This is a genomic window from Actinocorallia populi (genome assembly GCF_002995495.1).
Taxonomy (GTDB): domain Bacteria; phylum Actinomycetota; class Actinomycetes; order Streptosporangiales; family Streptosporangiaceae; genus Actinocorallia; species Actinocorallia populi.
Genome location: NZ_PVZV01000002.1, coordinates 55,015 through 76,766, shown reverse-complemented (window position 1 = coordinate 76,766; position 21,752 = coordinate 55,015). Strand labels below are relative to the sequence as shown.

Sequence of the window (21,752 nt, the reverse complement as noted above, 5' to 3'; positions counted from 1 at the left end):
TCAACTATCCGTAGAATGGTCGCATGTCCACCCCCCGCTGGCTGAACCCGGAGGAGCAGGCCGCCTGGCGCGCGTACCTGCTCTCCAACCAGTTGCTCGACGAGGCCCTCGACCGCCAGCTCCAGCGGGACGCGGGCATGCCCCACGCCTACTACTGGATCCTCGTCGCCCTCTCCGAGGCCCCCGACCGCACGATGCGCATGAGCGACCTCGCGCGCCGCCTGCGCTACTCCCAGAGCCGCCTCACCCACGCCGTCACCAGCATGGAGCGCCGCGGCTGGGTGACCCGCGACCGCTGCCCGTCCGACGGGCGCGGCCTGCTGGCCGCGCTCACCGCCGAAGGCATGCGCACCCTGGTCGAGACCGCCCCCGGCCACGTCGAGGAGGTGCGCTCCCGCGTCTTCGACCGGCTCACCCCCGAACAGGTCACCCAGCTCAAGGAGATCTGCGAACTGATCCAGGACGGCCTCGACCCCCTCTGACGGCCCGCGCCCGCCCGCGGGTCAGCCGAAGAGGGCGCCGACGAGGACGCCGACCAGCAGCAGGACGACGGCGAGCACCGCCAGGCGGACGGCGACGCGGACGAAGACCGCCCGGACGGCGTCCAGGGCCGCGCGGGGGGCGGTGCGGGGCGAGGGCCCCTGCGAGGCGCGCCAGAACTCGTCGAGGACGTATCCGGTCTCCCGCCGCAGCCAGACCCGCAGGAAACGGGGGCGCACCCTGTGCCCGGCGATCTTGTCGACGACGCGGAAGACGGCACGGCTCACCGCGTCCCTCGTGCGCAGTGTCTCGTAGGTCCTGGGGATCGTCGGCAGCAGATCCAGATCGCTGCCGCTCCGCTGCAGGACCGTCAGGTGCTCCCGCATCCACGCGACGCCGTCGGAGCCGAGTTCCGCGTTGAGGATGAGCCCGTGCAGCTCGGTCTCCGCCGCGCGCACCTCCTCGGCCGAGGGCAGGAAGAGCGGGAGCAGGTGGTGGGCGGCGTCGAGCCTGCCCCAGACGAAATCGGAATCGCGCCAGCCCGCCTCGGCGAACGCGCCGAAATGCTGGAAGCGGACCCCGTACAGTTTCCGCTCCCCCAGGTCGCCGAAACGGTCGTCGTTGAACAGGCGGCTCATGGTGTCGGGGCCCAGGCGCAGGAAGTCGAAGTGCGGGGTGAGGGTCTCGGTGACGCCCGAAGGCGGGACGAAGGACTGGGTGAGGACCTCGATGGCGAGGCAGTCCGCCACCACGTCCCACGTGCCGTTCCAGCGTCCCTCCGCCTCGGCGACGGCCCGCGCGTAATGGTCGCCGCCGTCGCGGACGAACGCCGCGACGGCTTCGGGGACCGCCAGTCTCCGGAAGATCTCGTCGAGCAGCTGGGCGGCCTCCCGGTCGGAGAGGCGGCCGGAGCGCGGGAGCGACCGCTGGATCTGCCGGATGACGGCGTCCTTGACGGCCAGCACCCTGCGCAGCTCACCGTTGACGGCCTTCGCGCCCTCGATCAGCCTGGTCTGGGCGGCGGGCCTGAGCGTGTGATCCTCGGTGTCCGCGTACTCCTGCAGATGGCCGCTGAGCGTCTGGAGCACCCTCTCCGCCGGAAGGAGGCCCCATCGCCAGGTCCTGTCCCAGGCGATGAGGCAGTCCGGATCGTCCGGGGGGATCCAGCGGAATCCCGGCCGCCGCGCCAGGAACTCGTGCACCTCCGCGGTCTCCACCTGCGGCGGGAAGACCAGTGACGTGACGGTGTCGGCGGCGGCGAGCAGTTCCCGCATCTCCAGGATGACACCGCGGGCACGGTTGAAGCGGTACTCGGAGAACATGCCCCGGGCCAGGGCGGGCAGGTCGGGAAGGGTCGCCTGGCCCGTTCCCGTTCTGACCTCGTGGAGGCGGGCGAACAGTTCCTCCCGCGTCGAGCGGACACTGGTGCGCAGACGTGCGGCCAGGTCTTCCGTGCCGATCCGGAAATCGGCCTCCTGCGGGAGTCCGAGGGCGCTGAAACCGGCGGTTCCGACGGTGGCCTCCTCGCACGCCGCGCCTTTGACCTTCTCCTCCGGAAGCCGCCCTCCGGACGGGACGACGTAGACGACGACACGTTGCACCTTCCGGTCCAGCGGGCGTTTGGTGATCGTCTCCAGGACCGGCCCGAAAGGCGCGTTGTTCAGGACGCCTCCGTCCATGACGCAACTGGCCGGATCGTCGAACACCTTCTCGGGCAGCTCCCGGTACTCCAGCAGCGGGAGTTCGCTGACGGGCGGGAAGGCGACCGGGAAACCGGCGGTCGCGCGCGCCACCCGGACGAGGGAGCCGGTGTTGGCGACCACGAAGTCGTTGCGGGGACGGCTCTTCTGGATCCGCCACGTCCCGTCTTCGGGGAGGTAGGTGATGGCTTCTTCGCTGTAGCGCTCGAAGCGGTAGAGCCTCCGGCGGTCCCGGACGTTGAAGTGGTTGCCGAAACTGTCGGTGTAGGAACGGAACCTGCCGTCGAGGGCGGTGGCCGTCATGAACAGCGTCACCGATTCGGGCTTGGCGACGTCCGTGTCCCCCTGCGGGATGCTCTCCAGGGCCTCCTGGAGTTCGGCGTCGAAGAACTCCCCGCTGAACAGGCTGTGCTCGGAGGGCTCGGCCAGCAGCCGGTCCAGGGCGGCCGACCGCTGCCACAGCTCCCTGAGCCCGGTCAGCGCCGTGTTCCGGCCGATCGCGGTGGCCAGCATCAGCCCGTTCAGGCCGCCCGCCGACGTGCCCGCGATGATGTCGATGCGCACCCTTCGGGGCGCCGCGCCCTCCCTGGTGACCTTCCGCCAGAACCGGAAGACGGGCAGGTCGCTCTTCCGAACGTCCTTCTCCGGCTCGCCCCGTGAGGCGCGGCGCAGCAGGTCGAGTTCGTGGGCGACCCCGCCCATCCACACCGCGAAGCCGGCTCCCCCGTTCATCACCAGGGCGAGCCGCACCTCCTCCGCGTCGTCCGCGCCCTCGTCCACAGCGCCGACATCCCCCGGCGTCCCGCCCGCTACGCTCCGGAACGGTTAAACGGGCGGCTCCGGTTCACCAGCCGACCTCCTCGCAGCCCGTGTGGTCGGCCGGTTCGACCTGCAGGGTGGCGTGCTCGATGGAATAGCCGTCCCGCAGCAGGTCCCTCGCCTGGTCCAGCACCGCGTGCCCGTCGGCGCCCTCGGCCGTCACCAGGTGCGCGGTCGCCACGTGCATCCCGGACGTCAGCGTCCACAGGTGCAGGTCGTGCACCTCCTGCACGCCCTCGAGGGCGGCCAGGTCCCCGGTCAGCGCCGTGACGTCGACCTCCTCGGGCGCGTGCTGGCCCAGCACCGCCAGCACCTGGCGGCCCAGCGCCACCGCCCTGACCACCACGAACACCGCGATGGCCAGCGCGATGACGGTGTCGAAGAGCGCCTGCCCGGTCGCGACGACCAGCGCTCCCGCCGCGATCACGCCGACGGACCCCGCGGCGTCGGCGAGCACCTCCAGGTAGGCGCCCCGGACGTTCATGCTCTCGGACGCACCCGCCCGCAGCAGCATCAGCGCGACGAGGTTGACCGCCAGGCCCAGCGCGCCGACCACGAGCATCGGCCCTGCCGACACCTCGACCCGCTCCCCGATCCGCCCCAGCGCCTCCACCACGATGTAGCCGGCGGTGCCCAGCATCACCAGCACCGCGAACCCGGACGCGAACACCTCCGCCCGGTACGACCCGTACGTCCGCCGCCCCGTCAGGTCGGGCCGGGTGGCGATCTTCGTCGCGACCAGCGCGACGCCCAGCGCCAGCACGTCGCCCGCCATGTGCCCCGCGTCCGACAGCAGCGCCAGCGACCCCGACACCAGCCCGTAGACCAGCTCGACGACGAAGAAGGCCGCCGTCAGAACGAACGACACCTGCAGCCGCCACCGGTGCCGCCCGCCCGCGTGCCCCTGCACGTGCCCGTGACCGTGGCCATGCCCGTGGCCGTGTCCCGCACCCATCTCAGCCCTCCCGCTCCGGATGCATGACCTCGCAGTGCTCGATGTGCGCCACCGCCAGATCCAGCAGCATCCGCACATGGGCGTCGTCCAGCCGGTAGTAGGCCATCCGCCCCGACCGGCGCGCCGTCACCACCCGGTGCGCCCGCAACAACCGCAGCGCGTGCGAGACCGCAGACTCGCTCATCCCGCTGACCGCCGCCAGATCACAGACGCACAGCTCCCCCTCCCGCAACCCCAGCAGCAGCCGCAACCTCCCCGGATCCGACAGCAACCCGAACACCTCGGCCGTGTCGGCGAGATCCCGCTCCGCCGGCATCCGCTCCCGCACCGAGGCCACCCGGTCGCCGTCCACCACCCGGACGGCGCACCCGTCCAATCCGACCACCCGCTCATCTGAAGAACTGTTCATATATCAATCTCAGCGCCTCCCTCCACCCCGTGTCAACCCTCCCCCTGCGGCGTCTTCAGCCGGTCAGAGAGTGGGCGGGGAGTCGAGGCGGGTGAGTTCGAGGTCGGGGGCGGCCAGGACGACGTCGCCGGCGAGGTGGAACCCGGTGGTCTCGGCGGTCTCCAGGTCGGTGGTCTGCCAGGTCTCCACGGGCAGGGGGCCGAGGTCGGTGGGGTGGGACTCCACCGAGACCAGGGTCCAGCGGTGGGTGGTGGTCCGCGTGGCGAGGGACTCACCGGTGATCTCGACCAGGGGGAGGGTGGCAAAGGCGCCGGGGGCCAGCCGCAGGGAGCGGGCGATGGCGATGAGGAAGGCCGGGGAGGCGCCGAGGAAGGCGAGGGCCTCGGCGGAGTGCTCGCGGTCGCCGCGGACCCACAGGAGGTCGCGGCCCGCGCTGCCGCCGCGCAGGGTCCAGGAGGAGGTCTTCAGTTCCAGGCGGGCGGGGCGCCAGCGGCTGTCGACGGTCAGGTCGACGCCGGGGGCGACGTAGCGCCAGCCGGCGGGGCCGGGGGCGCACTGGAACTCCTCTACGACGCCCGAGGACAGGTGGAGGTAGGCGCCTCGTGGCATGTCAGGAGCCCGAGCGCCAGGAGGAGAGGTACTCCTCCTGGTCGGGGGTGAGGGTGTCGATCTCGGTGGACATGGAGTGGAGTTTCAGGCGTGCTATCTCCGAGTCGAGCTCCGCGGGGACGTCGTGGACGCCGGGGGACAACGACGCGTGGGTGCGGGCCAGCCACTCGCAGGTGAGCGCCTGGCCGGCGAACGACATGTCCATGACGGCGGCGGGGTGGCCTTCGGCGGCGGCGAGGTTGACCAGGCGGCCCTCGCACAGCAGGACGAGGCGGCGGCCGTCGGGCAGGACGTACTCGTCTGCCTGGGGACGGATGCGCTGGACGTCCACGGCGAGCTCCTCCAGCGCGCGGACGTCGACCTCCACGTCGAAGTGGCCGGAGTTGGCGAGGATCGCGCCGTCCTTCATGACCTCGAAATGCGCGGCCCGGATCACGTCGCGGTTGCCCGTGGTGGTGATGAACACGTCGCCGTGGCGGGCCGCGGCCGCCATCGGCTCGACTCGGAAGCCCTGAAGGAGCGCCTCCAGCGCCTTCACCGGGTCGATCTCCGTGACGATGACACGCGCGCCGAGCCCTCGCGCGCGTTCGGCCACGCCGCGTCCGCAGTAGCCGAAGCCCGCGATCACGACGCTCTTGCCGGCCAGAAGCGTGTTGGTGGCCCGCATGATGCCGTCCAGCGTCGACTGCCCGGTGCCGTACCGGTTGTCGAACAGCCGCTTGGTGGCGGTGTCGTTCACCGCCACGACGGGGAAGCGCAGTGCCCCTTCGCGTGCCATCTGGTGCAGCCGGATGACGCCCGTCGTCGTCTCCTCGCATCCGCCCAGCACCGAGGGCAGCAGGTCCACCCGTTCGGTGTGCAGGATGTTCACCAGGTCGCACCCGTCGTCCACCACGAGGTGGGGTGAGACGTCCAGGGCCGCGTGGATGTGCCGGTAGTAGGTCTCCATGTCCACTCCGGCGCGCGCGAACACCGACACCCCGTACTCGGCGACGAGCGCGGCGGCCGTGTCGTCCTGGGTGGACAGCGGGTTGGACGCCGCCACGGCGACGGACGCGCCGCCCTCCTGGAGGGTGCGCAGGAGGTTGGCGGTCTCGGTCGTGACGTGCATGCACGCCGCGACCCGCAACCCCTCCAGCGGCCGCTCGGCGGCGAACCGCTCGCGGATGGAGCGCAGCACCGGCATCGACCGGTCGGCCCAGCCGATACGCCGGACCCCGGCCTCGCACAGGCCGGGGTCCGCGATGTCGTGTCCGGTCAAGGGGTCAGTACCGGTAGTGGTCCGACTTGTAGGGGCCCTCGACGTTCACGCCGATGTAGTCGGCCTGCTCCTTGGTGAGCGTGGTGAGCTTGACGCCCAGCGCGTCGAGGTGCAGGCGGGCCACCTTCTCGTCCAGGTGCTTGGGCAGCACGTAGACGCCGACCGGGTACTCCTCGGTCTTGGTGAACAGCTCGATCTGCGCGATCACCTGGTTGGTGAAGGAGTTCGACATGACGAACGAGGGGTGGCCGGTGGCGCAGCCCAGGTTCATCAGCCGGCCCTCGGCCAGCACGATGATGTTGTGCCCGTCGGGGAAGGTCCAGGTCGCGACCTGCGGCTTGACCTCGTCCTTGACGATGCCGGGGATCTTCGCCAGGCCGGCCATGTCGATCTCGTTGTCGAAGTGGCCGATGTTGGAGACGATCGCCTGGTGCTTCATCTTCGCCATGTGGTCGGCGGTGATGATGTTGAAGTTGCCGGTGGTGGAGACGAAGATGTCGGCGATGCCGACGACGTCCTCCAGGGTGGTGACCTGGAAGCCGTCCATCGCGGCCTGCAGCGCGCAGATCGGGTCGATCTCGGTGACGATGACGCGGGCGCCCTGGCCGCGCAGCGCGTCGGCGCAGCCCTTGCCGACGTCGCCGTAACCGCAGACGACGGCTACCTTGCCGCCGATCAGCACGTCGGTGGCGCGGTTGAGGCCGTCGATGACCGAGTGGCGGCAGCCGTACTTGTTGTCGAACTTCGACTTGGTGACCGAGTCGTTGACGTTGATCGCCGGGAAGGCGAGCGTGCCGGCCCGGTGCATCTCGTACAGGCGGAGCACACCGGTGGTGGTCTCCTCGGTGACGCCCTTGATCGCCGCGGCGGTCTCGGTCCAGCGGCCCGGGGTGTCGGCGATGGTCCGCTTGAGGGTGTCGATGATGACGTGCCACTCCTCCGGGTCGTCCTCGGAGGCGGACGGGACGGCCCCGGCCTTCTCGTACTCGGCGCCCTTGTGGACGAGCAGGGTGGCGTCGCCGCCGTCGTCGAGGATCATGTTCGGCGGGGTGCCGTCGGGCCAGCGCAGGGCCTGGTCGGTGCACCACCAGTACTCCTCCAGGGTCTCGCCCTTCCAGGCGAAGACCGGGACGCCCCTGGGCTCGTCGACGGTGCCCTCGGGGCCGACGACGACCGCAGCGGCGGCGTGGTCCTGGGTGGAGAAGATGTTGCAGCTCACCCAGCGGACGTCCGCGCCGAGGGAGACCAGCGTCTCGATCAGCACCGCGGTCTGGATGGTCATGTGCAGCGAGCCCATGATCTTGGCGCCGCGCAGCGGCTGGGCCGCGGCGTACTCCTCGCGCACGGCCATCAGGCCGGGCATCTCGTGCTCGGCGAGCTGGATCTCCTTGCGGCCGAACGCGGCCAGCGAAAGGTCGGCGACCTTAAAGTCCATCGGGCTGTCTCCTCTGAGTGGCTCGGTGGGAAGTCTAGGCGCACGTCACGGCGATCGTCATACTCGGGGGGCCGAATCTGACATAGAATTGTCAGATTCAAGGTGAAGACCGGGCACGAGGAGGTCGGGATGCGGATCACCGAGGCGGCGCAGCGGCTCGGCACCTCCCCCAGGATGTTGCGCTACCGCGAGAAGCTGGGGCTCCTGCCGCCGCGCTCGGGCGCCGCCCACCGCCGGTACGGCGAGCCGGAGCTGCGCGCCGTCGCCCTCGGGCTGGCCATCGAGCAGCGCTACGACATCGGCCCGGCCGAGCTGGCCTTCGCCCTGCGCGTCCTGGCCGAGCCGCAGACCCGCGCCCGCGTCCAGGAGCTGGGCGAGCGCGTCGGCAGGCTCGTCCCGCAGCCGTCCCGGGCGCTGGACTTCGAGAAGCAGAAGGCGCTACGCCTGCTCCGCCGCTGACCCCGGCACCACGAGGCCGGACTCGTAGGACAGCACGACGGCCTGCGCCCGGTCGCGCAGCCCCAGCTTGGTGAAGACGCGCGCCACGTGGGTCTTCACGGTGTGCTCGCTGACGACGAGCCGCGCCGCGATCTCGGCGTTCGACAGCCCGCCCGCGATCAGCATCAGCACCTCGCGCTCGCGCGCCGTCAGCGTGTCCAGCGCGGCGGGCGGGTTCACCCTGGCCTGCCGCTGGCGCGCGAACTCCCGCACCAGCCGCCCCGTCACCTGCGGCGCCAGCAGCGCGTCGCCCCGCGCCACGATCCGGACGGCGGCCACGAGGTCCTCGGCCGTGGCGTCCTTGAGCAGGAACCCCGACGCCCCCGCGGCCAGCGCGTCGTAGACCAGCTCGTCCGCGTCGAAGGTGGTGAGGATCAGCACCCGCAGGCCCTCCATCCCCGGCTGGGCCAGGATCCGGCGGCTCGCCTCGATCCCGTCCATCCGCGGCATCCGGATGTCCATGACGACCACGTCCGGGCGGTGCCGCTGCGCGAGGTGCAGCGCCTCCAGCCCGTCCCCGGCCTGCCCGACGACCTCGATGTCCTCCTGCGCGCCCAGCAGCGCCGCGAACCCGGCCCGCACGATCGTCTGGTCATCCGCGATGATCACCCGGATCATGGTGCTCCGTCCCGTCGACAGCCTCGCCGATTGTCTCAGGTTCTGCGGGCACGGGAACAGGGCCGCCGGGGCCGCGGGCCGATCGGATGATCTCCCGCGGCGGCCCTCAGGGGTTGAAGGGCAGTTCGGCCTCCACGTCGAAGCCGCCGCCGGGGGCCGGGCCCGCCTGGAAGCGGCCGCCGAGCATGGCGGCGCGCTCCTGCATGCCGATGAGGCCGTGGCCGCCGGAGGTCGGGGCGGGGAAGCCGTCGACGCGGGTGCGGGACAGGTCGGCGGGCTGGTTGTGAACGCGGACCCTCAGGCGGTCGGGCTGGTAGACGAGCTCGACCTGGACGGGGGCGCCGGGGGCGTGGCGGCGCGCGTTCGTCAGGGCCTCCTGGACGATCCGGTACGCCGACAGCTCCAGCGTGGCCGAGAGCGGGTGCTCCTCGCCCCGGACGGACAGGCCCGCCGCGCCGCCCGCGCCGCGGTGCTGGTCGATCAGCTCGTTCAGCCGGTCCAGGCGCGGCTGCGGGGCCACCTCGGTCCCGGCCGCGGCGTCCGAGCGCAGCACGCCCAGCAGGCGGCGCATCTCGACCAGCGCCTCGCGGGCGGTGTGCGCGATCTCGGCGTACCCGCGCCTGGCCTCGTCCGACAGGTCGCTCATCGTGTACGGGGCGGTCTCGGCCTGCACGGCGATCATCGAGACGGAGTGGGCGACCACGTCGTGCAGCTCCCGGGCGATCCGGGCGCGCTCCCGCATGATCGTCTGCTCCCGCTGGGCGGCGTCCAGCCGGACGAGGTGCTCGGTGGTCTGCTCGCGGGCCTCGGCCTCGGTGTCGGCGACCGTCCGGCGGGCGTCGCCCAGCCCGATCGCGCCGACCACCGCGACGACCACCGCGGGCCAGGGAATGTCGTCCAGGCCCGTGCCGGCCAGGTAGACCACGCCGATCACCGCCAGGGAGCTGCACGCCAGGAGTCCCGCGGAGGCCCGCGGCAGCTGCTGGGCCAGCAGGTAGAGCACCCACAGCGCCGACAGCAGGGTGGTGACCAGCATCGCCTGGCCGGTCAGCAGCGCGGCGGCGGTGGCGCTCAGCACGATCGCCGCGACGGGCCGCAGCACCTCCTTGCGCCACACCATCGGCAGGGTGGCGGCCAGCGCGAACCCGGCGGGCACGCTGAAGAGGTCGTGGTTGGCGTCGCCGACCTCGTACAGGGCGGCCAACGCCAGCAGCAGCCCCGTCACCGGCGCGTAGACCCAGGACGCGCTGAACCGCCGCCAGCGCTCCAACCACCGGGATGCCGGACCGCTCTGCACGCTCATCGGCGCGATCATCGTCCCCTGCGGGCCGTACTGCGCGTACGGGGCATGCTGCCCGTGCTGCTGCGCCTGCGGCCGCGACCCCTGCAGCCGTGCCACGACCGCGTCCCGCAGGGGGCGCAGCAGCCGGCCGACGCCCGCCAGCACCCACAGCAGCAGCTGGCCCACTCCGGCCACGGCCCGGCCGGAGAGACGCCACACGTGTTCCGCCGCTCCGGTCCCCAGGGTCTTCTCGCCGCTCATCGCTCCATCCTCGCCGCAGTTCCGGAGAATCCGCCTCATCTCAGGGTGCGATACCCGCGGGACGGCTCCGACCCGAGGATGAGGCCGGTTCAGTCCCCCCGGGGGACGCGGGAACGAATGCGCGCCGCGTAGCGTTATGCATATGACGACGGCACCGGAAGGTGGCAGTGGGTGTCGCTTCCGGAATCGTCGTCGGAAGAGCTGGAGATGGGGGTCTCCTTTGCGGAAGCCCCCCGCACTTCCCGGATGAGGGGATCCGGAGTGCGGGGGGCTTCCCTTTTTTCTCGTGCGCGTCCGCGCGCCGCGTCAGCTCTCGGCGGGCGCGTCCTCGGCGGCGGGCTCCCGGTACAGGTCGGGCTCCAGGTAGATCAGCTTGGCCACCGGCAGCATCGCCCGGATCTTGGCCTCGGCCGCGTCGATGCCCTTGGCGATCTCCGCGGCGGTGTCGTCGTGGTGCACCGCGATCTTGGCGGCGACCAGCAGCTCGTCCGGGCCGATGTACTGGGTGCGCAGGTGGATCACCCGGTCCACCTCGGGCACCGTCTCCACCGCGTCGGCGATGCCCTTCTCCACCTCGGGCCCGGCGCCCTCGCCCAGCAGCAGGCTCTTGGTCTCGAACGCCAGCACGACCGCGATCAGGCCGAGCAGCACGCCGATGGACACGGTGCCGATGCCGTCCCAGACGGTGTCGCCGGTGACCACGGCCAGGGTGACGCCCACCAGCGCCAGGATCAGGCCGACCAGCGCGCCGAGGTCCTCCAGCAGCACGACCGGCAGCTCGGGGGACTTGGCCTTGCGGATGAACTGCATCCAGGACTGCTCGCCCCGGATGCGGTTGGACTCCACGATCGCGGTCCGGAAGGAGAAGCACTCCAGGACGATCGCCACGCTCAGCACGCCGAACGCCCAGGCGGGTGAGGTGATCTTGTCCTCGGGGTGCTGGATCTTGTGGATGCCCTCGTAGAGGGAGAACATCGAGCCCACGGTGAACAGCACCAGGGCGACGATGAAGGAGTAGAAGTACCTCTCGCGGCCGAAGCCGAACGGGTGCTCGGGGGTGCGGCCGCGTTCGGAGCGCTTCTTGCCGACCAGGAGCAGCGCCTGGTTGCCCGAGTCGGCCAGCGAGTGGATGGACTCGGCCAGCATCGACGAGGAGCTGGTGAAGACATATGCCACGAACTTCGAGACCGCGATCCCGAGGTTCGCGGCCAAGGCGGCGACGATCGCCTTGGTACCGCCGTCTGCTGCCATCTAGGAGATCCTTGCTGTGAGCTCTGCACGGGCAGGCACCGGTGTCGGGTCCACGCCCAGAGCCAGTGCCAGATAAACGGAGACATAGTCGCATACCACGATCAGTGAGGCGACGCGCTCCAGTGGATGCCCGCCCTGCGACCTGATCTCCGTCACCGGTATCCCGCGCGCCCTGGCCACCTCCGCGACCGGCGACGTGCCCTCCTCGACGAAGATCACCGGATGCGTCCCGCCGTCGGCGTCCTCCGCCCGGTCCCGGAAGAAGTCGTCGGGATCCCCCTCGCCCCGCCGCGCGTCCAGCGCGCCGAGCTGCGCCCGCGCGCTGGGGACCTTGGCGTTGTCCCCCAGCTGGGCGGCGAAGCGGGACGCGGCGGCCAGCTCCAGCGGGGTGTCGCCCCAGGGCATCGGCAGGCTCCCCGCCAGCTCCAGGGCCGGCTGCTTGCCCGGATGCAGGAACGGCTCCGCCGACGGCCGGCAGCGGTGGATGAGGTCCTCCATCAGCAGCGCCGTGGACTCCAGCGCCTCGTCGGGCAGCGAGACCAGCCGCAGCCCGCGCAGCACCAGCAGCATCGGCACGACCTGCGCCCACAACATCGCGCGCGCCGGGCCGCCGGGCGGCATCGGCAGGTACAGCGACCTGTTCTGCACCGCCAGTTGCGCCAGCCGGGCGTCCGGCGGGCCCACGCCCACCACCGACGCGCCCCGCCGCACCGCCTGCTCGGCGGCCTCGAACGCCTCGTCGCCGAGCGCGAACACCAGGTCGGCGGCGCCCACCCAGCCCGGCAGCCGCCGCCCGGGGAGGCTCAGCACCGGCACCGGGCAGCCCGGACCGCACACCGCGGCCACCACCCCGCCCGCCTCGCCGGGCCCGGCCACCACCACCGACCGGGGGCGGCCGGCGCCGCGCAGCGCCTCGGCCAGGCCGGCCTCCTCGGCCAGCAGCGCGGACCGGCGCAGGTGGGCGGCGCCCGACGCCACCAGCCGCAGCATCCCGCCGGGGTCACCGGCCTCCAGCGCCTCCACGTCCTCCAGCGAGCCCGCCGGGATCATGCCTGGGGCGCCCGCGCCTCGTCGACGAGCAGGACCGGGACGCCCTCGGCGGTCACCGGGTAGAGCCTGCCGCACTCGCCGGTGCAGCGCAGTTGCCCGTCCTCGGGGTTCAGCCGCCCCCTGCAGTCGGGGCAGGCGAGGATGTCCAGCAGCCAGGCGTCGATCTTCACTTTGCCTCCTCGCGGCGCACGATCGACAGGACCTCGTCCCTGATCGCCGCCATCGTGTGCTCGTCTCCCGCCTCGGCGTTGAGGCGGAGCAGCGGTTCGGTGTTGGACGCGCGCAGGTTGAACCACCATCCGTCACCGGTGAACGTGGTGCCGTCGAGTTCGTCCACCTCGACCCCGGGACGGCCGGCGAAGGCCTTGGCGACCCGGGCCACCGCGGCGGCCTGGTCGGCGACCTCGCTGTTGATCTCCCCCGAGGCGGCGTAGCGGTCGTAGGACTTCAGCAGCGCCGACAGCGTCCCGTCCTGCTCGCCGAGGGCGGCCAGGACGTGCAGCGCGGCGAGCATGCCGGAGTCGGCGAACCAGAAGTCGCGGAAGTAGAAGTGCGCCGAGTGCTCGCCGCCGAAGACGGCGTCGGCCTCGGCCATGGTCTTCTTGATGAACGAGTGCCCCACGCGGGTGCGGACGGGGACGCCGCCGTTCTCGCGGATGATCTCCGGCACCGCGCGCGAGGTGATGAGGTTGTGCACGATGCTGGCGCCGGGGTGCTTGGCCAGCTCCCGCTCGGCCACCAGCGCGGTGATCGCGGACGGGGAGACGATGGCGCCGCGCTCGTCCACCGCGAAGCAGCGGTCGGCGTCGCCGTCGAAGGCCAGGCCGAGGTCGGCGCCGTGCTCCAGCACCGCCGCCTGCAGGTCGCGCAGGTTCGCCGGCTCGATCGGGTTGGCCTCGTGGTTGGGGAAGGTCCCGTCCAGCTCGAAGTAGAGCGGGACGACCTGCAGCGGCAGTCCCGCCAGGACCGCGGGGACGGTGTGGCCGCCCATGCCGTTGCCGGCGTCCACGACCACCTTGAGCGGCCGGATGCCGGTGAGGTCGACCAGGGTCCTGAGGTGGTCGGCGTACCCCTGCAGGAGGTCGCGCCGCTCGACGCGGCCCGCCGGGCCGTCGTGGGCGGGGACGCCCCGCCCGACGAGGTCGCGGATCTCGCGCAGCCCGGTGTCCTGGCCGATCGGCCTGGCGCCCTCCCGGCACATCTTCATGCCGTTGTAGCGGGCCGGGTTGTGGCTGGCGGTGAACATCACGCCGGGCAGGTCCAGGCTGCCGCTGGCGTAGTACAGCAGGTCGGTGGAGCCGAGACCCGCCTCCAGCACGTCGGCGCCCTGCGCCGCGGCGCCCCTGGCGAAGGCCGCGGCCAGCGGTGCGGACGAGGCGCGCATGTCGTGCGCGGTGACGACCCGGGCGGCGCCGGTGACCCGGACGAAGGCGGCCCCGGTGGCCTCGGCGATCTCCTCGTCGAATTCGTCGGGGACGACGCCCCGCACGTCGTAGGCCTTGAAGATCTTGGCGAGATCGCCCACTCGGTCATCCCTCTCCAGCTCGTCTCTCTTGAGCTTCGAGCCTACCGGTGGGGGGCGACGGGAGCATGACGAGGCCGCCGGCGGTCCTCGCGGCCCGGCCCTCTACTGGCGCGGCTGGTCGGACCTCAGCACCCGCAGATGGCCCCTGCGGCCCACCTCGGTGCCCTGGCCGACCGGCTCGGCCACCGGCCCCGCGGGGCGGGCCGCCTCGCGCACGGCGTCGGCCAGCGCCTCCAGGTCGTCGGTGCTGGGCTGCTCGGACGCCTCGTCGGCGGGCAGGCGCAGCAGCTCCCAGCCCATCGGGGCGGTCAGGCGGTCGGCGTGGTCGGCGCAGAGGTCGTAGCAGTGCGGCTCGACGTACGCGGCCAGCGGACCCAGGACCGCGGTGGAGTCACGATAGACGTACGTGAGCGTGAACACCGCGGGCGCCTTGCACGCGGTGCGGGAACAGAGTCGAACGGAGCTCACGATGCCAGAACGTACGCCTTTCCGGGCCGCGCCGCCAGTATCCGGGTGATCGTGTCTCGCGTTTCCCATCTAACATGCACAATTCGGACAGGCTTTTCGCCCGGGATCAGGGCTTCGTCCGCCGGGCCCCTCCCGCACCACTGGGCCCCGCCGCCACCGGCGCATACACTCTTCGGATGAGCAGAGCCAAGCGCCGCGACCGGCACGGCCGGGGCCTGCGCGGTCCGCTGGCCCCGCCGGAGGTGCCCATCTCGCTCACCCGTTCGGAGAAGTTCGACGACCTGGTGCGCGAGGAGGTCCAGCGCATCGTCGCCCCCTGGAGCGAGCGGCTGGCCGGCGTGGAGTTCGCGGTCGAGGACGTCCCCCGGCCCGACCCGGACGAGACGCGGGTGCCGCTGAGCGCCACCCGCGAGGCCGGCGGCACCACCCGGGTGGTGGTCTTCCGCCGCCCGGTGGAGAGCCGGGCCGGCTCCTCCGGCCAGGGCGAGCGCGAGCTCGTCCGGCTCATCCACGAGCTGGTGGTCGAGGAGGTCGCCGCCCTGCTGGGCGTGCCGCCCGAGGAGGTCGAGCCCTAGGACCCGCCCGGGTCGGTGAGGACCGCGGTCAGCGAGCCGCCGACGGCGGGCAGCCGCACGCTCGCCGGGTCGGGGCCCAGCACCAGCAGGGTGGCCGTCCGCGACCGGCCGGACTTCACGACGCGAAAGCGCGCCCCGTACACCGGGCCCGAGCCCGCCAGCGGCTCGACCCGCACCGCCGCGGCGTCCACCGGGACCTCGACCGTCCGGCCCGCGGCCAGCCGGACCTCCTGAGCCGTCCCGGGGCCCGCCTTGTCCAGGGGGGTCACCCTGACCACGGCGGCGGCCTCGGGGGCCGTCAGCAGCAGCGTGGAGCCCTTCTGCGAGCCCGCCACGGTGGAGCCCTCGCCCAGCGGCGCGGCCGCGGCGCCGTAGCTCACCTCCTCGCCGCCGGCCTGCAGGCCCGCCACCAGCTCCCGGCCGGAGGTGAGCACGACCGCGGCGGCCCGGCCGCCCAGCGACGTCTCCAGGTCCAGCGACATGACGGTGTCGGCCGGGACCTCCAGCGTGTCCTGGCCCTCGGGCGCGAACACGCCGTCCTCGGTGACCACCTTGATCCGCACCCGGGCGTCGGCCTCGCCCGGGGCGCCCACGTACAGGGTGCGGCGGCCGCCGCCCGGCGGGACGCCCGGCAGCACCAGCGCGCGGGCCGGACCGGCCGACGCGGGGACCCAGTCCGCCCCCCGGCTCCCCAGGTCCGTGCGCACCGCGGCCGCCACCCGCCCGGTGGTGGCCGTCACCCGCAGCGCGATCACCCCGGTCCCGGCGGCGACCGAGCCCAGCCCGTCCGGGCCGCGGCCGATCCGCACCACGCGGGCGGCCTGGCCCGGCACCTCCAGGGACTTGCCGTCCGTGGTGGCCAGCGAGCCCTGGTCGGAGATCGCGTGGACGTCCACCGTCGCGGGGACGTCGTCGGCGTTGGCCAGGTGCAGCTCGACGTCGCCCTCGCCGGGCCCCGGCGTGACGAACCAGTGGTCGGTGCCGGGCGCGGCGCAGCGCGCCCCGGACAGGCCGCGCCTGTCCTCGGTGGTCTGGACGGCCGCGAGCCCGGCCGCGTGCGCGCCCGACGCGTCGACGACCAGGGGGCCCTTCCGCTTGGCCGTCTGCGCCCTGGTGCTGGTCCAGGCCGTGCCGGGGGCGTCGAGGGTCGTCAGGACCTTGCCCACCGGATCGCGCACGACCGCCTCGCCGTCGCCCCTGCCGGTGGAGGCCACGGTGATCTCCGCCTTGGCCGCGTCCGGGCAGACCGCCACCGCGGCCTCCACCGGGACGACCCCTCCCCGGTGCGCGGGCGCGGGCCCCGGCCGGGTGATCTCGGCGACGCCGTAGAGGGAGGCCGCCGCCAGCAGGATCAGCGCCGCCGTCCCGTAGCGGTGGGCGGCGAACCTCCCGACGGCCTGCAGCACCCCGCCGAACGCCGGCTCGCGCCGCGCGGCCCTGCGGGACCGGCGGCCCGGCACGGGCCCACCGTCCGCGCCCGTACGTTCCGGGGACGGGCCCTGCGGGTCGCCGAACGGGTCGTCGTGCCCGGGATCCCCGAAGAAGGTCTCACCGGCGGGAGGGGCCTCCTGCGGTACGCGAACCCCGGGGTCGCCGAAGGCGGACTCGCCCGCGGGAAAGTGCTCCTGCGGTACGCCGGTCGAACCGGGGTCGCCGAAGGCCACGGGTTCACCGGCGGGCGGGAGGGCCGGCCGCGCCCACGCGCCCGTCCCGGACAGCGCCGGGTACGGGCCGGTCGGCGGTTCGGGAGGGGGCTCCGCGGGCGGCCTCGGCGGCGGGACCGGCCTGCCGAACTCGATGTCGCGCTGGTCGTCGTTCATGCCGGGAGCTCCGCGGACTCGGGGGTTTCGGGAGCGCTCTCGGGCGCCTCGGACGCCTCGGACGCGGCGGGCCCGTCGGTCCCGCGCCGCCCCCTGCGGCGGCGCCCGTCCGGCCGCCGGGCGGGCAGCTCGCCGCCGGGCAGCGCCAGCACCACCACGAGCAGGACCGCCACTCCCTGCACGATGATCCACTTGGGCCAGAGGGGGTCTTCGCGCTCCAGCGTGAAGACGCCGCCGCCCGCCGGGACCCTCCAGGACGCGGCCCAGCCGTCCGCCGTCCCCGTCTCGGCCGCGGCGCCGTCGAACCGGCCGGTCCAGCCGCCCGCGGGTTCGGCCAGCAGGAGCTCGCGCCCCTCCTCCCCCGCCGGGATCCGCACCCGCGCGGCGGTCACGCCGGACTCCAGCGGGGTGATCCCCTCGCCGTCCACCAGCATCAGCCGCCCGCCGGGCTCCGACAGCCGCCACACCGCGAAGTCCTCGCCGCGGCTCAGCCGCACCAGCTCGGGGACGGCGTCGAGCACCGCCAGCAGGGCGTCCTGGCGGCCGGGCTCGCGGACCACCAGGTGGTGCACGCCCATGCGCCCCAGCCCCGCGGCGCCCTGCCCGGCGGCCAGCCGGGCGACGAGGTCGTCGAGCCGCGCCCGCGCCGCTTCGGGCGGCCGCAGCTCGTCCTCGCCCGCCGCCGGAGCCGCGCCGCGCAGCAGCGCGTAGGAGACGCCGCCGTCCGCCCGCCGGCCCAGCACGAGCGTGCGGGCGCCCTTCTCGTCGACCGACGCGGAGACGAACGCCGGCAGCGGGCCGTCCCCGGCCGTGCCGACCGGCCCGCGCACCCCGGTGCCGATCCAGACGGCCCCCGCCAGCACGGGCGTGCTCACCGCGATCAGCACCGAGCAGGCGCCGCCGACGCGGTAGAGCCAGTCCCGTCCGGACAGCAGCTCCACGGCGCGCTGCAGCGCGGCGCCCGCGGTGAGGATGAGGCCGCCCGCCGCGACCGCCAGCGGCACGCCCGGCCAGGCGGGGGCGCCCTCGCCCGCGACCTCGGTGACGGTGATCGCCGAGACCGCGACGGCGGTGAGGAGGCCGATGAGGATCAGCGCCCAGCCGCCCAGCACCGCGGTGCGGCGGGTGCGCAGCGGCAGCGCCGCCACGGCCAGGGCCAGCAGCCCCGCGGTGGCCCAGCCCATCTCGGTGCCGGGGCCGCCGGGGTCGAGGGTGAGGACCGACAGCGCCGTCAGCTCGCGGTCGACCAGCTCGGGCCGGTGCAGCCCGGCCTCCAGCAGGAGGCGCGACGGGTGCAGCACCAGCCCGACGGTCGTGGGCAGCAGCAGCAGCGGCGGGACGGCCAGCGCGATCGCCGCGTCCAGGGGGCGGCCCGTGCCCGGCCACCACAGCGCCAGGCAGCCGACGACCGCCACCATCAGCCAGGTCAGCGGCACGAACGCCATCGCGACCGTCAGCAGCGCCGCCAGCGCCCAGGCCGCGCGCCTGGCGTGCCGGGCGTCGACCCGGCCCCGCGGAAGGCGCAGCACCCGGGCGCCCGCCAACCCGATCAGCGGCAGCAGCACGTACACCAGGCAGGTGCCGAACCTGCCCGTCGCGATCGCCCCGCTGACCACGGGCAGCAGCGCGTAGGCGAGCGCGATCCAGACGCGGACGGCGCTCGCCGGGACCCGGCGGCGGCCGATCAGCCGTGCCGCGCGGCGCCCGACCGGCAGCCCCACCGGGACGAGCCGCTTGGCCACCAGGTAGGCGGTGAGCCCCGACAGCGGCACGCAGCCCAGCAGCAGGCCCGCGACGGCCAGGGAGGGCTGCCCGAAGGACAGCACCGACAACCCGGCCAGGACCGCCAGCCAGGGCGGGGAGGCGTCGGCCGAGCCGAGCCCCACCGGATGCCAGCCGGAGGCGTAGGCCGACCACAGGTCGCCCGTGCTCTGGGTGAGGGGGACCAGCGCCCCGCCGCCCAGGCTCCCGCCGGACGCCAGCAGGGACCGCCCGGCCAGGAACGCCACCGCCGACAGCGCCAGCAGCACGACCGCGCCGGGGTGGGCCAGGACCCGGCGGACCGCGCCCAGCCCCAGGCCCAGGCCGCGGTCGGGCGGCGGCTCCTCCTCCTCGGTCAGGTCGAGGCCGTACTCGGAGGGCGAGATCATCGACGCGAGCCGGTCCGCCAGCCTGCGCAGGGTGACCAGGCGCGGCTGGAGCCGGCGGACCGCGCGGTAGACCCGGGACCTGCCCGGCGCCCGCGCGGCGCGCAGGGCCCGCAGCCTCCCCGGGCTGCCCAGCACGTCACGGACGGCGTCGAGCTCGTCGCGCAGCGCCGCCGGCTTCTTGGCCGCCAGCAGCCCGGCGGCCCGCACCAGGGAGCCGAACATCAGCCGGGCGAAGGTCAGCAGGGCGGGGCGCAGCGGCTGGTTGGCCAGCAGCACGTACATCGCGTTGCGCCGGTCCAGCCTGCGGTGGGAGACGGGCTGCTCGCGCAGGCCGCGCGCGGAGGCCTCGGCGTGGAAGACCACGGCGTCGCTGGTGGCGGCCACCCGGTGGCCCGCGGCGTGCACCCGCCAGCCGAGGTCGACGTCGTCGCGGAACAGGCCGAACGCCGGGTCGAGGCCGCCGGTCTGCTCCCACACGTCGCGGCGGATGAGCATCCCGGCGGTGCTGACGCCCAGCACGTCGGGCGCCCCGTCGTGCTGGCCCTGGTCGAACTCCCCGTGGTCCACGCCGGTCTCGCGCCTGCCCTGGCCGTCCAGGGAGACGCCGACCTCCAGCAGCAGCCGCCGGTCCTGCCAGTCGCGCAGCTTGGGCCCGACGAGCCCGACGTGCGGGTCGGCGTCGGCCTCGGCGAGCAGGTGCTCCAGCGCGCGGGGGGCGGGCGCGGAGTCGTCGTGCAGGACCCAGACCCATTCCACCGCGTCGGGGACGCCGGCGGGGGTGTTGGCGGCGGGCTGCTCCAGCGCGCGGGCCACGGCCGCGGCGAAGGGCACGTCGCGGTCCAGGGTGAGCAGGTTGCCGGGGCCGACGACCCCCGCGATGACGGCGGGGCCCCGGTCGGTGCTGCCGGTGTCGACGACCACGAGCCGCTGGATCCGGCGGGACTGGGTGAGCAGCGCCTTCAGCGTCTCGGGCAGCCACCGGGCTCCGTCGTGGGCCACGAGAACGGCGGTGACCACATGCCTGTCGGGAGTGAGCGCCACGGTTACTCGCAGGGGAAGGCAGGGGGTGAGACCGGTCAGCCGCGCGGGGGGCCGCGCGGCTGACCACTTTACTCACAAGTACACAGGGGGACCGCTAGACGGCCGCGCGCTTCAGTTTGCGCCGCTCCCGCTCCGACAGTCCACCCCAGATACCGAACCGTTCATCGTGCTGGAGCGCATACTCCAGACATTCCGCACGCACCTCGCAAGCCCGGCACACCTTCTTGGCTTCGCGGGTCGAGCCACCCTTCTCCGGAAAGAACGCCTCCGGATCCGTCTGAGCGCAAAGGGCGCGCTCCTGCCAGCCCAACTCTTCGCCGTCGTCTGTGCCGTGCGCCAGCGGGATCACGACCTCGCCCACGCGCACCTCCTAGCCGCCCCCGTGGAGCCCCCGGACAACCGCCTCCCCCGAAGGCCACGGGGTATGACGTAAGAACTACACACGAGAAATTACACGTGTGTAGTCCCTTGCGCGTCAAGCGCTCCAGGAGTAAAGCGGGATGGAACAGGGCCTTACCTGACGAAATCAGGGGGCTACGGAGGGGATTATTGCGGTCCTTGATCGCCCCGATACCAGTTCTGGTCGTTCTGCTGGGGCTGGGCGGACTGCTCCTCGCCGCCGAACTGGCGGGTCCACTGGCCCTGGTCGGCCGGCGGCTGCTGGCCGTACTGCTGCTGGCCGTAGTCCGGCTGGCCGTAGGGCTGCTGGGGCTGTCCGTAATCGGGCTGGGCGGGCTGGCCCTGCTGCGGCTGGCCGTAGTCGGCCTGGCCCGGCTGCTGGCCGTACTGCTGCTGGCCGTACTGCTGCTGCTCGGGGGCGCCGTACTGCTGCTGGCCCGGCTGCTGGCCCTGCTGCGGCTGGGCGTACGGGTCCTGGCCGCCGTACTGGGGGTACTGCTGGCCCTGCTGGCCGTACTGCTGCTGGCCGTACTGGTCCTGGCCGTACTGCGGCTGCGCCCCGTAGACCTGGCCGCCCATCCCCGGCGCGGGCGCCGGACGGGCCGGCTGCATCGCCTGGAAGTGGAGGAAGACGAAGTAGGCGGCCGCCCCGCACACGACCAGCTTGCTCACGGCCCAGAAGAACATCGCGGCCTTGGACGCGCCCCCGGGGCCCTCGGCCACCAGGCCGGCCAGCAGCGAGAGCAGGCCGAGCAGCAGCGCCACGCCCGCCACGCCCAGCGCGGCCATCACCACGGTGCGCGCCTGCGGCGAGGTGCGGCCCCAGGTGACCAGGATCACGGCGGCCGCGACGCCCAGCGCGAGGTGGAGGTTGGTGAACAGGCCGTAGCCCGCCGCCTCGCCGTACGCGTTGAGGGTGAACCCGCCATAGGAGAAGAGGCTGATGAGCCCGGCCAGCAGTTGCAGACCGGCCGCCCCGATGAGGGCGAAGGCAGCTGGTTCACGCAGTTTCTGCAGCGCTTCGGTGTTCACGGGGGATTCACTCCATAGCGGGGGATGAAAGGCGGTCCTTCTGGGGCGGGAAGACTACCGTTTGTCAACGACAGCTTCGCACACCACCTCCTTCAGCGTCAGGCACCAGCGGAT

Annotated in this window: 20 protein-coding genes; 3 read left to right on the top strand and 17 right to left on the bottom strand. The window is 73.4% G+C overall.

Annotated features, from left to right (window positions below; translation table 11 throughout):
• Positions 1 to 23: 23 nt before the first annotated feature.
• Positions 24 to 482 carry a MarR family winged helix-turn-helix transcriptional regulator gene (locus tag C2865_RS07265; protein WP_106397590.1) on the top strand — a complete coding sequence of 153 codons (459 nt, stop codon included), beginning with the start codon at positions 24 to 26 and terminating at the stop codon, positions 480 to 482.
• 21 nt (positions 483 to 503) lie between these two features.
• Here the strand turns inward: C2865_RS07265 and C2865_RS07260 are convergent, their stop codons facing one another.
• The 6 genes from C2865_RS07260 to ahcY (C2865_RS07235) all read right to left on the bottom strand — a co-directional run bounded on the left by C2865_RS07260 (position 504) and on the right by ahcY (C2865_RS07235) (position 7,668).
• Positions 504 to 2,960 (bottom strand): DUF3376 domain-containing protein, encoded by a 2,457-nt coding sequence (locus C2865_RS07260; protein ID WP_106397589.1) that lies wholly within the window; start codon positions 2,958 to 2,960, stop codon positions 504 to 506.
• 64 nt (positions 2,961 to 3,024) lie between these two features.
• Positions 3,025 to 3,954, bottom strand: coding sequence for a cation diffusion facilitator family transporter (locus tag C2865_RS07255; RefSeq protein ID WP_106397588.1), 930 nt, complete (start codon positions 3,952 to 3,954; stop codon positions 3,025 to 3,027).
• Position 3,955: 1 nt separating this feature from the next.
• Positions 3,956 to 4,363 (bottom strand): ArsR/SmtB family transcription factor, encoded by a 408-nt coding sequence (locus C2865_RS07250; protein WP_106397587.1) that lies wholly within the window; start codon positions 4,361 to 4,363, stop codon positions 3,956 to 3,958.
• Positions 4,364 to 4,426: 63 nt separating this feature from the next.
• Complete coding sequence (locus C2865_RS07245) at positions 4,427 to 4,972, bottom strand: hypothetical protein (protein ID WP_106397586.1); 546 nt, start codon at positions 4,970 to 4,972, stop codon at positions 4,427 to 4,429.
• Position 4,973: 1 nt separating this feature from the next.
• Positions 4,974 to 6,233: an adenosylhomocysteinase gene (gene ahcY, locus C2865_RS07240; RefSeq protein WP_106397585.1), complete on the bottom strand. Its 1,260-nt coding sequence runs from the start codon at positions 6,231 to 6,233 to the stop codon at positions 4,974 to 4,976.
• 4 nt (positions 6,234 to 6,237) lie between these two features.
• Positions 6,238 to 7,668 (bottom strand): adenosylhomocysteinase, encoded by a 1,431-nt coding sequence (gene ahcY / locus C2865_RS07235; RefSeq protein WP_106397584.1) that lies wholly within the window; start codon positions 7,666 to 7,668, stop codon positions 6,238 to 6,240.
• 129 nt (positions 7,669 to 7,797) lie between these two features.
• On the opposite strand from ahcY (C2865_RS07235), the gene C2865_RS07230 reads away from it, so the two are divergent.
• On the top strand, positions 7,798 to 8,127 hold the full coding sequence (locus tag C2865_RS07230) for a MerR family DNA-binding transcriptional regulator (RefSeq protein ID WP_106398614.1): 330 nt from the start codon (positions 7,798 to 7,800) through the stop codon (positions 8,125 to 8,127).
• Here C2865_RS07230 and C2865_RS07225 read toward each other — a convergent pair.
• From C2865_RS07225 to C2865_RS07200, 7 genes are all read right to left on the bottom strand, one after another.
• On the bottom strand, positions 8,107 to 8,784 hold the full coding sequence (locus C2865_RS07225; RefSeq protein WP_106397583.1) for a response regulator: 678 nt from the start codon (positions 8,782 to 8,784) through the stop codon (positions 8,107 to 8,109). The two genes, C2865_RS07230 and C2865_RS07225, sit on opposite strands and share 21 nt — an antisense overlap.
• Positions 8,785 to 8,890: 106 nt before the next feature.
• Positions 8,891 to 10,327, bottom strand: a complete 1,437-nt coding sequence (locus tag C2865_RS07220; RefSeq protein WP_106397582.1) for a sensor histidine kinase — start codon at positions 10,325 to 10,327, stop codon at positions 8,891 to 8,893.
• A gap of 306 nt (positions 10,328 to 10,633) precedes the next feature.
• Positions 10,634 to 11,578, bottom strand: coding sequence for a cation diffusion facilitator family transporter (locus tag C2865_RS07215; RefSeq protein WP_106397581.1), 945 nt, complete (start codon positions 11,576 to 11,578; stop codon positions 10,634 to 10,636).
• On the bottom strand, positions 11,579 to 12,628 hold the full coding sequence (locus C2865_RS07210; RefSeq protein ID WP_106397580.1) for an SIS domain-containing protein: 1,050 nt from the start codon (positions 12,626 to 12,628) through the stop codon (positions 11,579 to 11,581).
• Positions 12,625 to 12,798, bottom strand: coding sequence for a Trm112 family protein (locus tag C2865_RS39060; RefSeq protein WP_110554870.1), 174 nt, complete (start codon positions 12,796 to 12,798; stop codon positions 12,625 to 12,627). Before C2865_RS39060 ends, C2865_RS07210 begins: the two co-directional genes overlap by 4 nt.
• Positions 12,795 to 14,153 (bottom strand): phosphomannomutase/phosphoglucomutase, encoded by a 1,359-nt coding sequence (locus tag C2865_RS07205; RefSeq protein ID WP_106397579.1) that lies wholly within the window; start codon positions 14,151 to 14,153, stop codon positions 12,795 to 12,797. Before C2865_RS07205 ends, C2865_RS39060 begins: the two co-directional genes overlap by 4 nt.
• A 102-nt stretch (positions 14,154 to 14,255) precedes the next feature.
• Complete coding sequence (locus C2865_RS07200) at positions 14,256 to 14,621, bottom strand: DUF3499 domain-containing protein (RefSeq protein WP_106397578.1); 366 nt, start codon at positions 14,619 to 14,621, stop codon at positions 14,256 to 14,258.
• 176 nt (positions 14,622 to 14,797) lie between these two features.
• Between C2865_RS07200 and C2865_RS07195 the strand changes: the two genes are divergently transcribed.
• The gene (locus C2865_RS07195) at positions 14,798 to 15,196 is read left to right on the top strand and encodes a metallopeptidase family protein (protein ID WP_106397577.1); all 399 of its coding nucleotides are present in this window, start codon (positions 14,798 to 14,800) and stop codon (positions 15,194 to 15,196) included.
• Here the strand turns inward: C2865_RS07195 and C2865_RS07190 are convergent.
• The 4 genes from C2865_RS07190 to C2865_RS39920 form a co-directional block, all read right to left on the bottom strand.
• The gene (locus tag C2865_RS07190) at positions 15,193 to 17,016 is read right to left on the bottom strand and encodes a DUF5719 family protein (protein ID WP_106397576.1); all 1,824 of its coding nucleotides are present in this window, start codon (positions 17,014 to 17,016) and stop codon (positions 15,193 to 15,195) included. The genes C2865_RS07195 and C2865_RS07190 overlap by 4 nt on opposite strands.
• On the bottom strand, positions 17,013 to 20,207 hold the full coding sequence (locus tag C2865_RS07185; RefSeq protein ID WP_106397575.1) for a glycosyltransferase family 2 protein: 3,195 nt from the start codon (positions 20,205 to 20,207) through the stop codon (positions 17,013 to 17,015). Before C2865_RS07185 ends, C2865_RS07190 begins: the two co-directional genes overlap by 4 nt.
• 94 nt (positions 20,208 to 20,301) lie before the next feature.
• Entirely contained in the window at positions 20,302 to 20,568 is a 267-nt protein-coding gene (locus tag C2865_RS07180; RefSeq protein WP_106397574.1) for a WhiB family transcriptional regulator, read from the bottom strand.
• Positions 20,569 to 20,753: 185 nt separating this feature from the next.
• Entirely contained in the window at positions 20,754 to 21,638 is an 885-nt protein-coding gene (locus C2865_RS39920) for a hypothetical protein (protein WP_198653080.1), read from the bottom strand.
• Positions 21,639 to 21,752: the final 114 nt, after the last annotated feature.

What these genes read in the sequence shown, in the direction of transcription:
- C2865_RS07265 (WP_106397590.1), top strand. Translation starts at nt 24, where the DNA reads ATGTCCACCCCCCGCTGGCTGAACCCGGAGGAGCAGGCCGCCTGGCGC.
- C2865_RS07255 (WP_106397588.1), bottom strand. Translation starts at nt 3,954, where the DNA reads ATGGGTGCGGGACACGGCCACGGGCATGGCCACGGTCACGGGCACGTG.
- C2865_RS07250 (WP_106397587.1), bottom strand. Translation starts at nt 4,363, where the DNA reads ATGAACAGTTCTTCAGATGAGCGGGTGGTCGGATTGGACGGGTGCGCC.
- C2865_RS07245 (WP_106397586.1), bottom strand. Translation starts at nt 4,972, where the DNA reads ATGCCACGAGGCGCCTACCTCCACCTGTCCTCGGGCGTCGTAGAGGAG.
- ahcY (WP_106397584.1), bottom strand. Translation starts at nt 7,668, where the DNA reads ATGGACTTTAAGGTCGCCGACCTTTCGCTGGCCGCGTTCGGCCGCAAG.
- C2865_RS07230 (WP_106398614.1), top strand. Translation starts at nt 7,798, where the DNA reads ATGCGGATCACCGAGGCGGCGCAGCGGCTCGGCACCTCCCCCAGGATG.
- C2865_RS07225 (WP_106397583.1), bottom strand. Translation starts at nt 8,784, where the DNA reads ATGATCCGGGTGATCATCGCGGATGACCAGACGATCGTGCGGGCCGGG.
- C2865_RS07220 (WP_106397582.1), bottom strand. Translation starts at nt 10,327, where the DNA reads ATGAGCGGCGAGAAGACCCTGGGGACCGGAGCGGCGGAACACGTGTGG.
- C2865_RS07215 (WP_106397581.1), bottom strand. Translation starts at nt 11,578, where the DNA reads ATGGCAGCAGACGGCGGTACCAAGGCGATCGTCGCCGCCTTGGCCGCG.
- C2865_RS07210 (WP_106397580.1), bottom strand. Translation starts at nt 12,628, where the DNA reads ATGATCCCGGCGGGCTCGCTGGAGGACGTGGAGGCGCTGGAGGCCGGT.
- C2865_RS07195 (WP_106397577.1), top strand. Translation starts at nt 14,798, where the DNA reads ATGAGCAGAGCCAAGCGCCGCGACCGGCACGGCCGGGGCCTGCGCGGT.
- C2865_RS07190 (WP_106397576.1), bottom strand. Translation starts at nt 17,016, where the DNA reads ATGAACGACGACCAGCGCGACATCGAGTTCGGCAGGCCGGTCCCGCCG.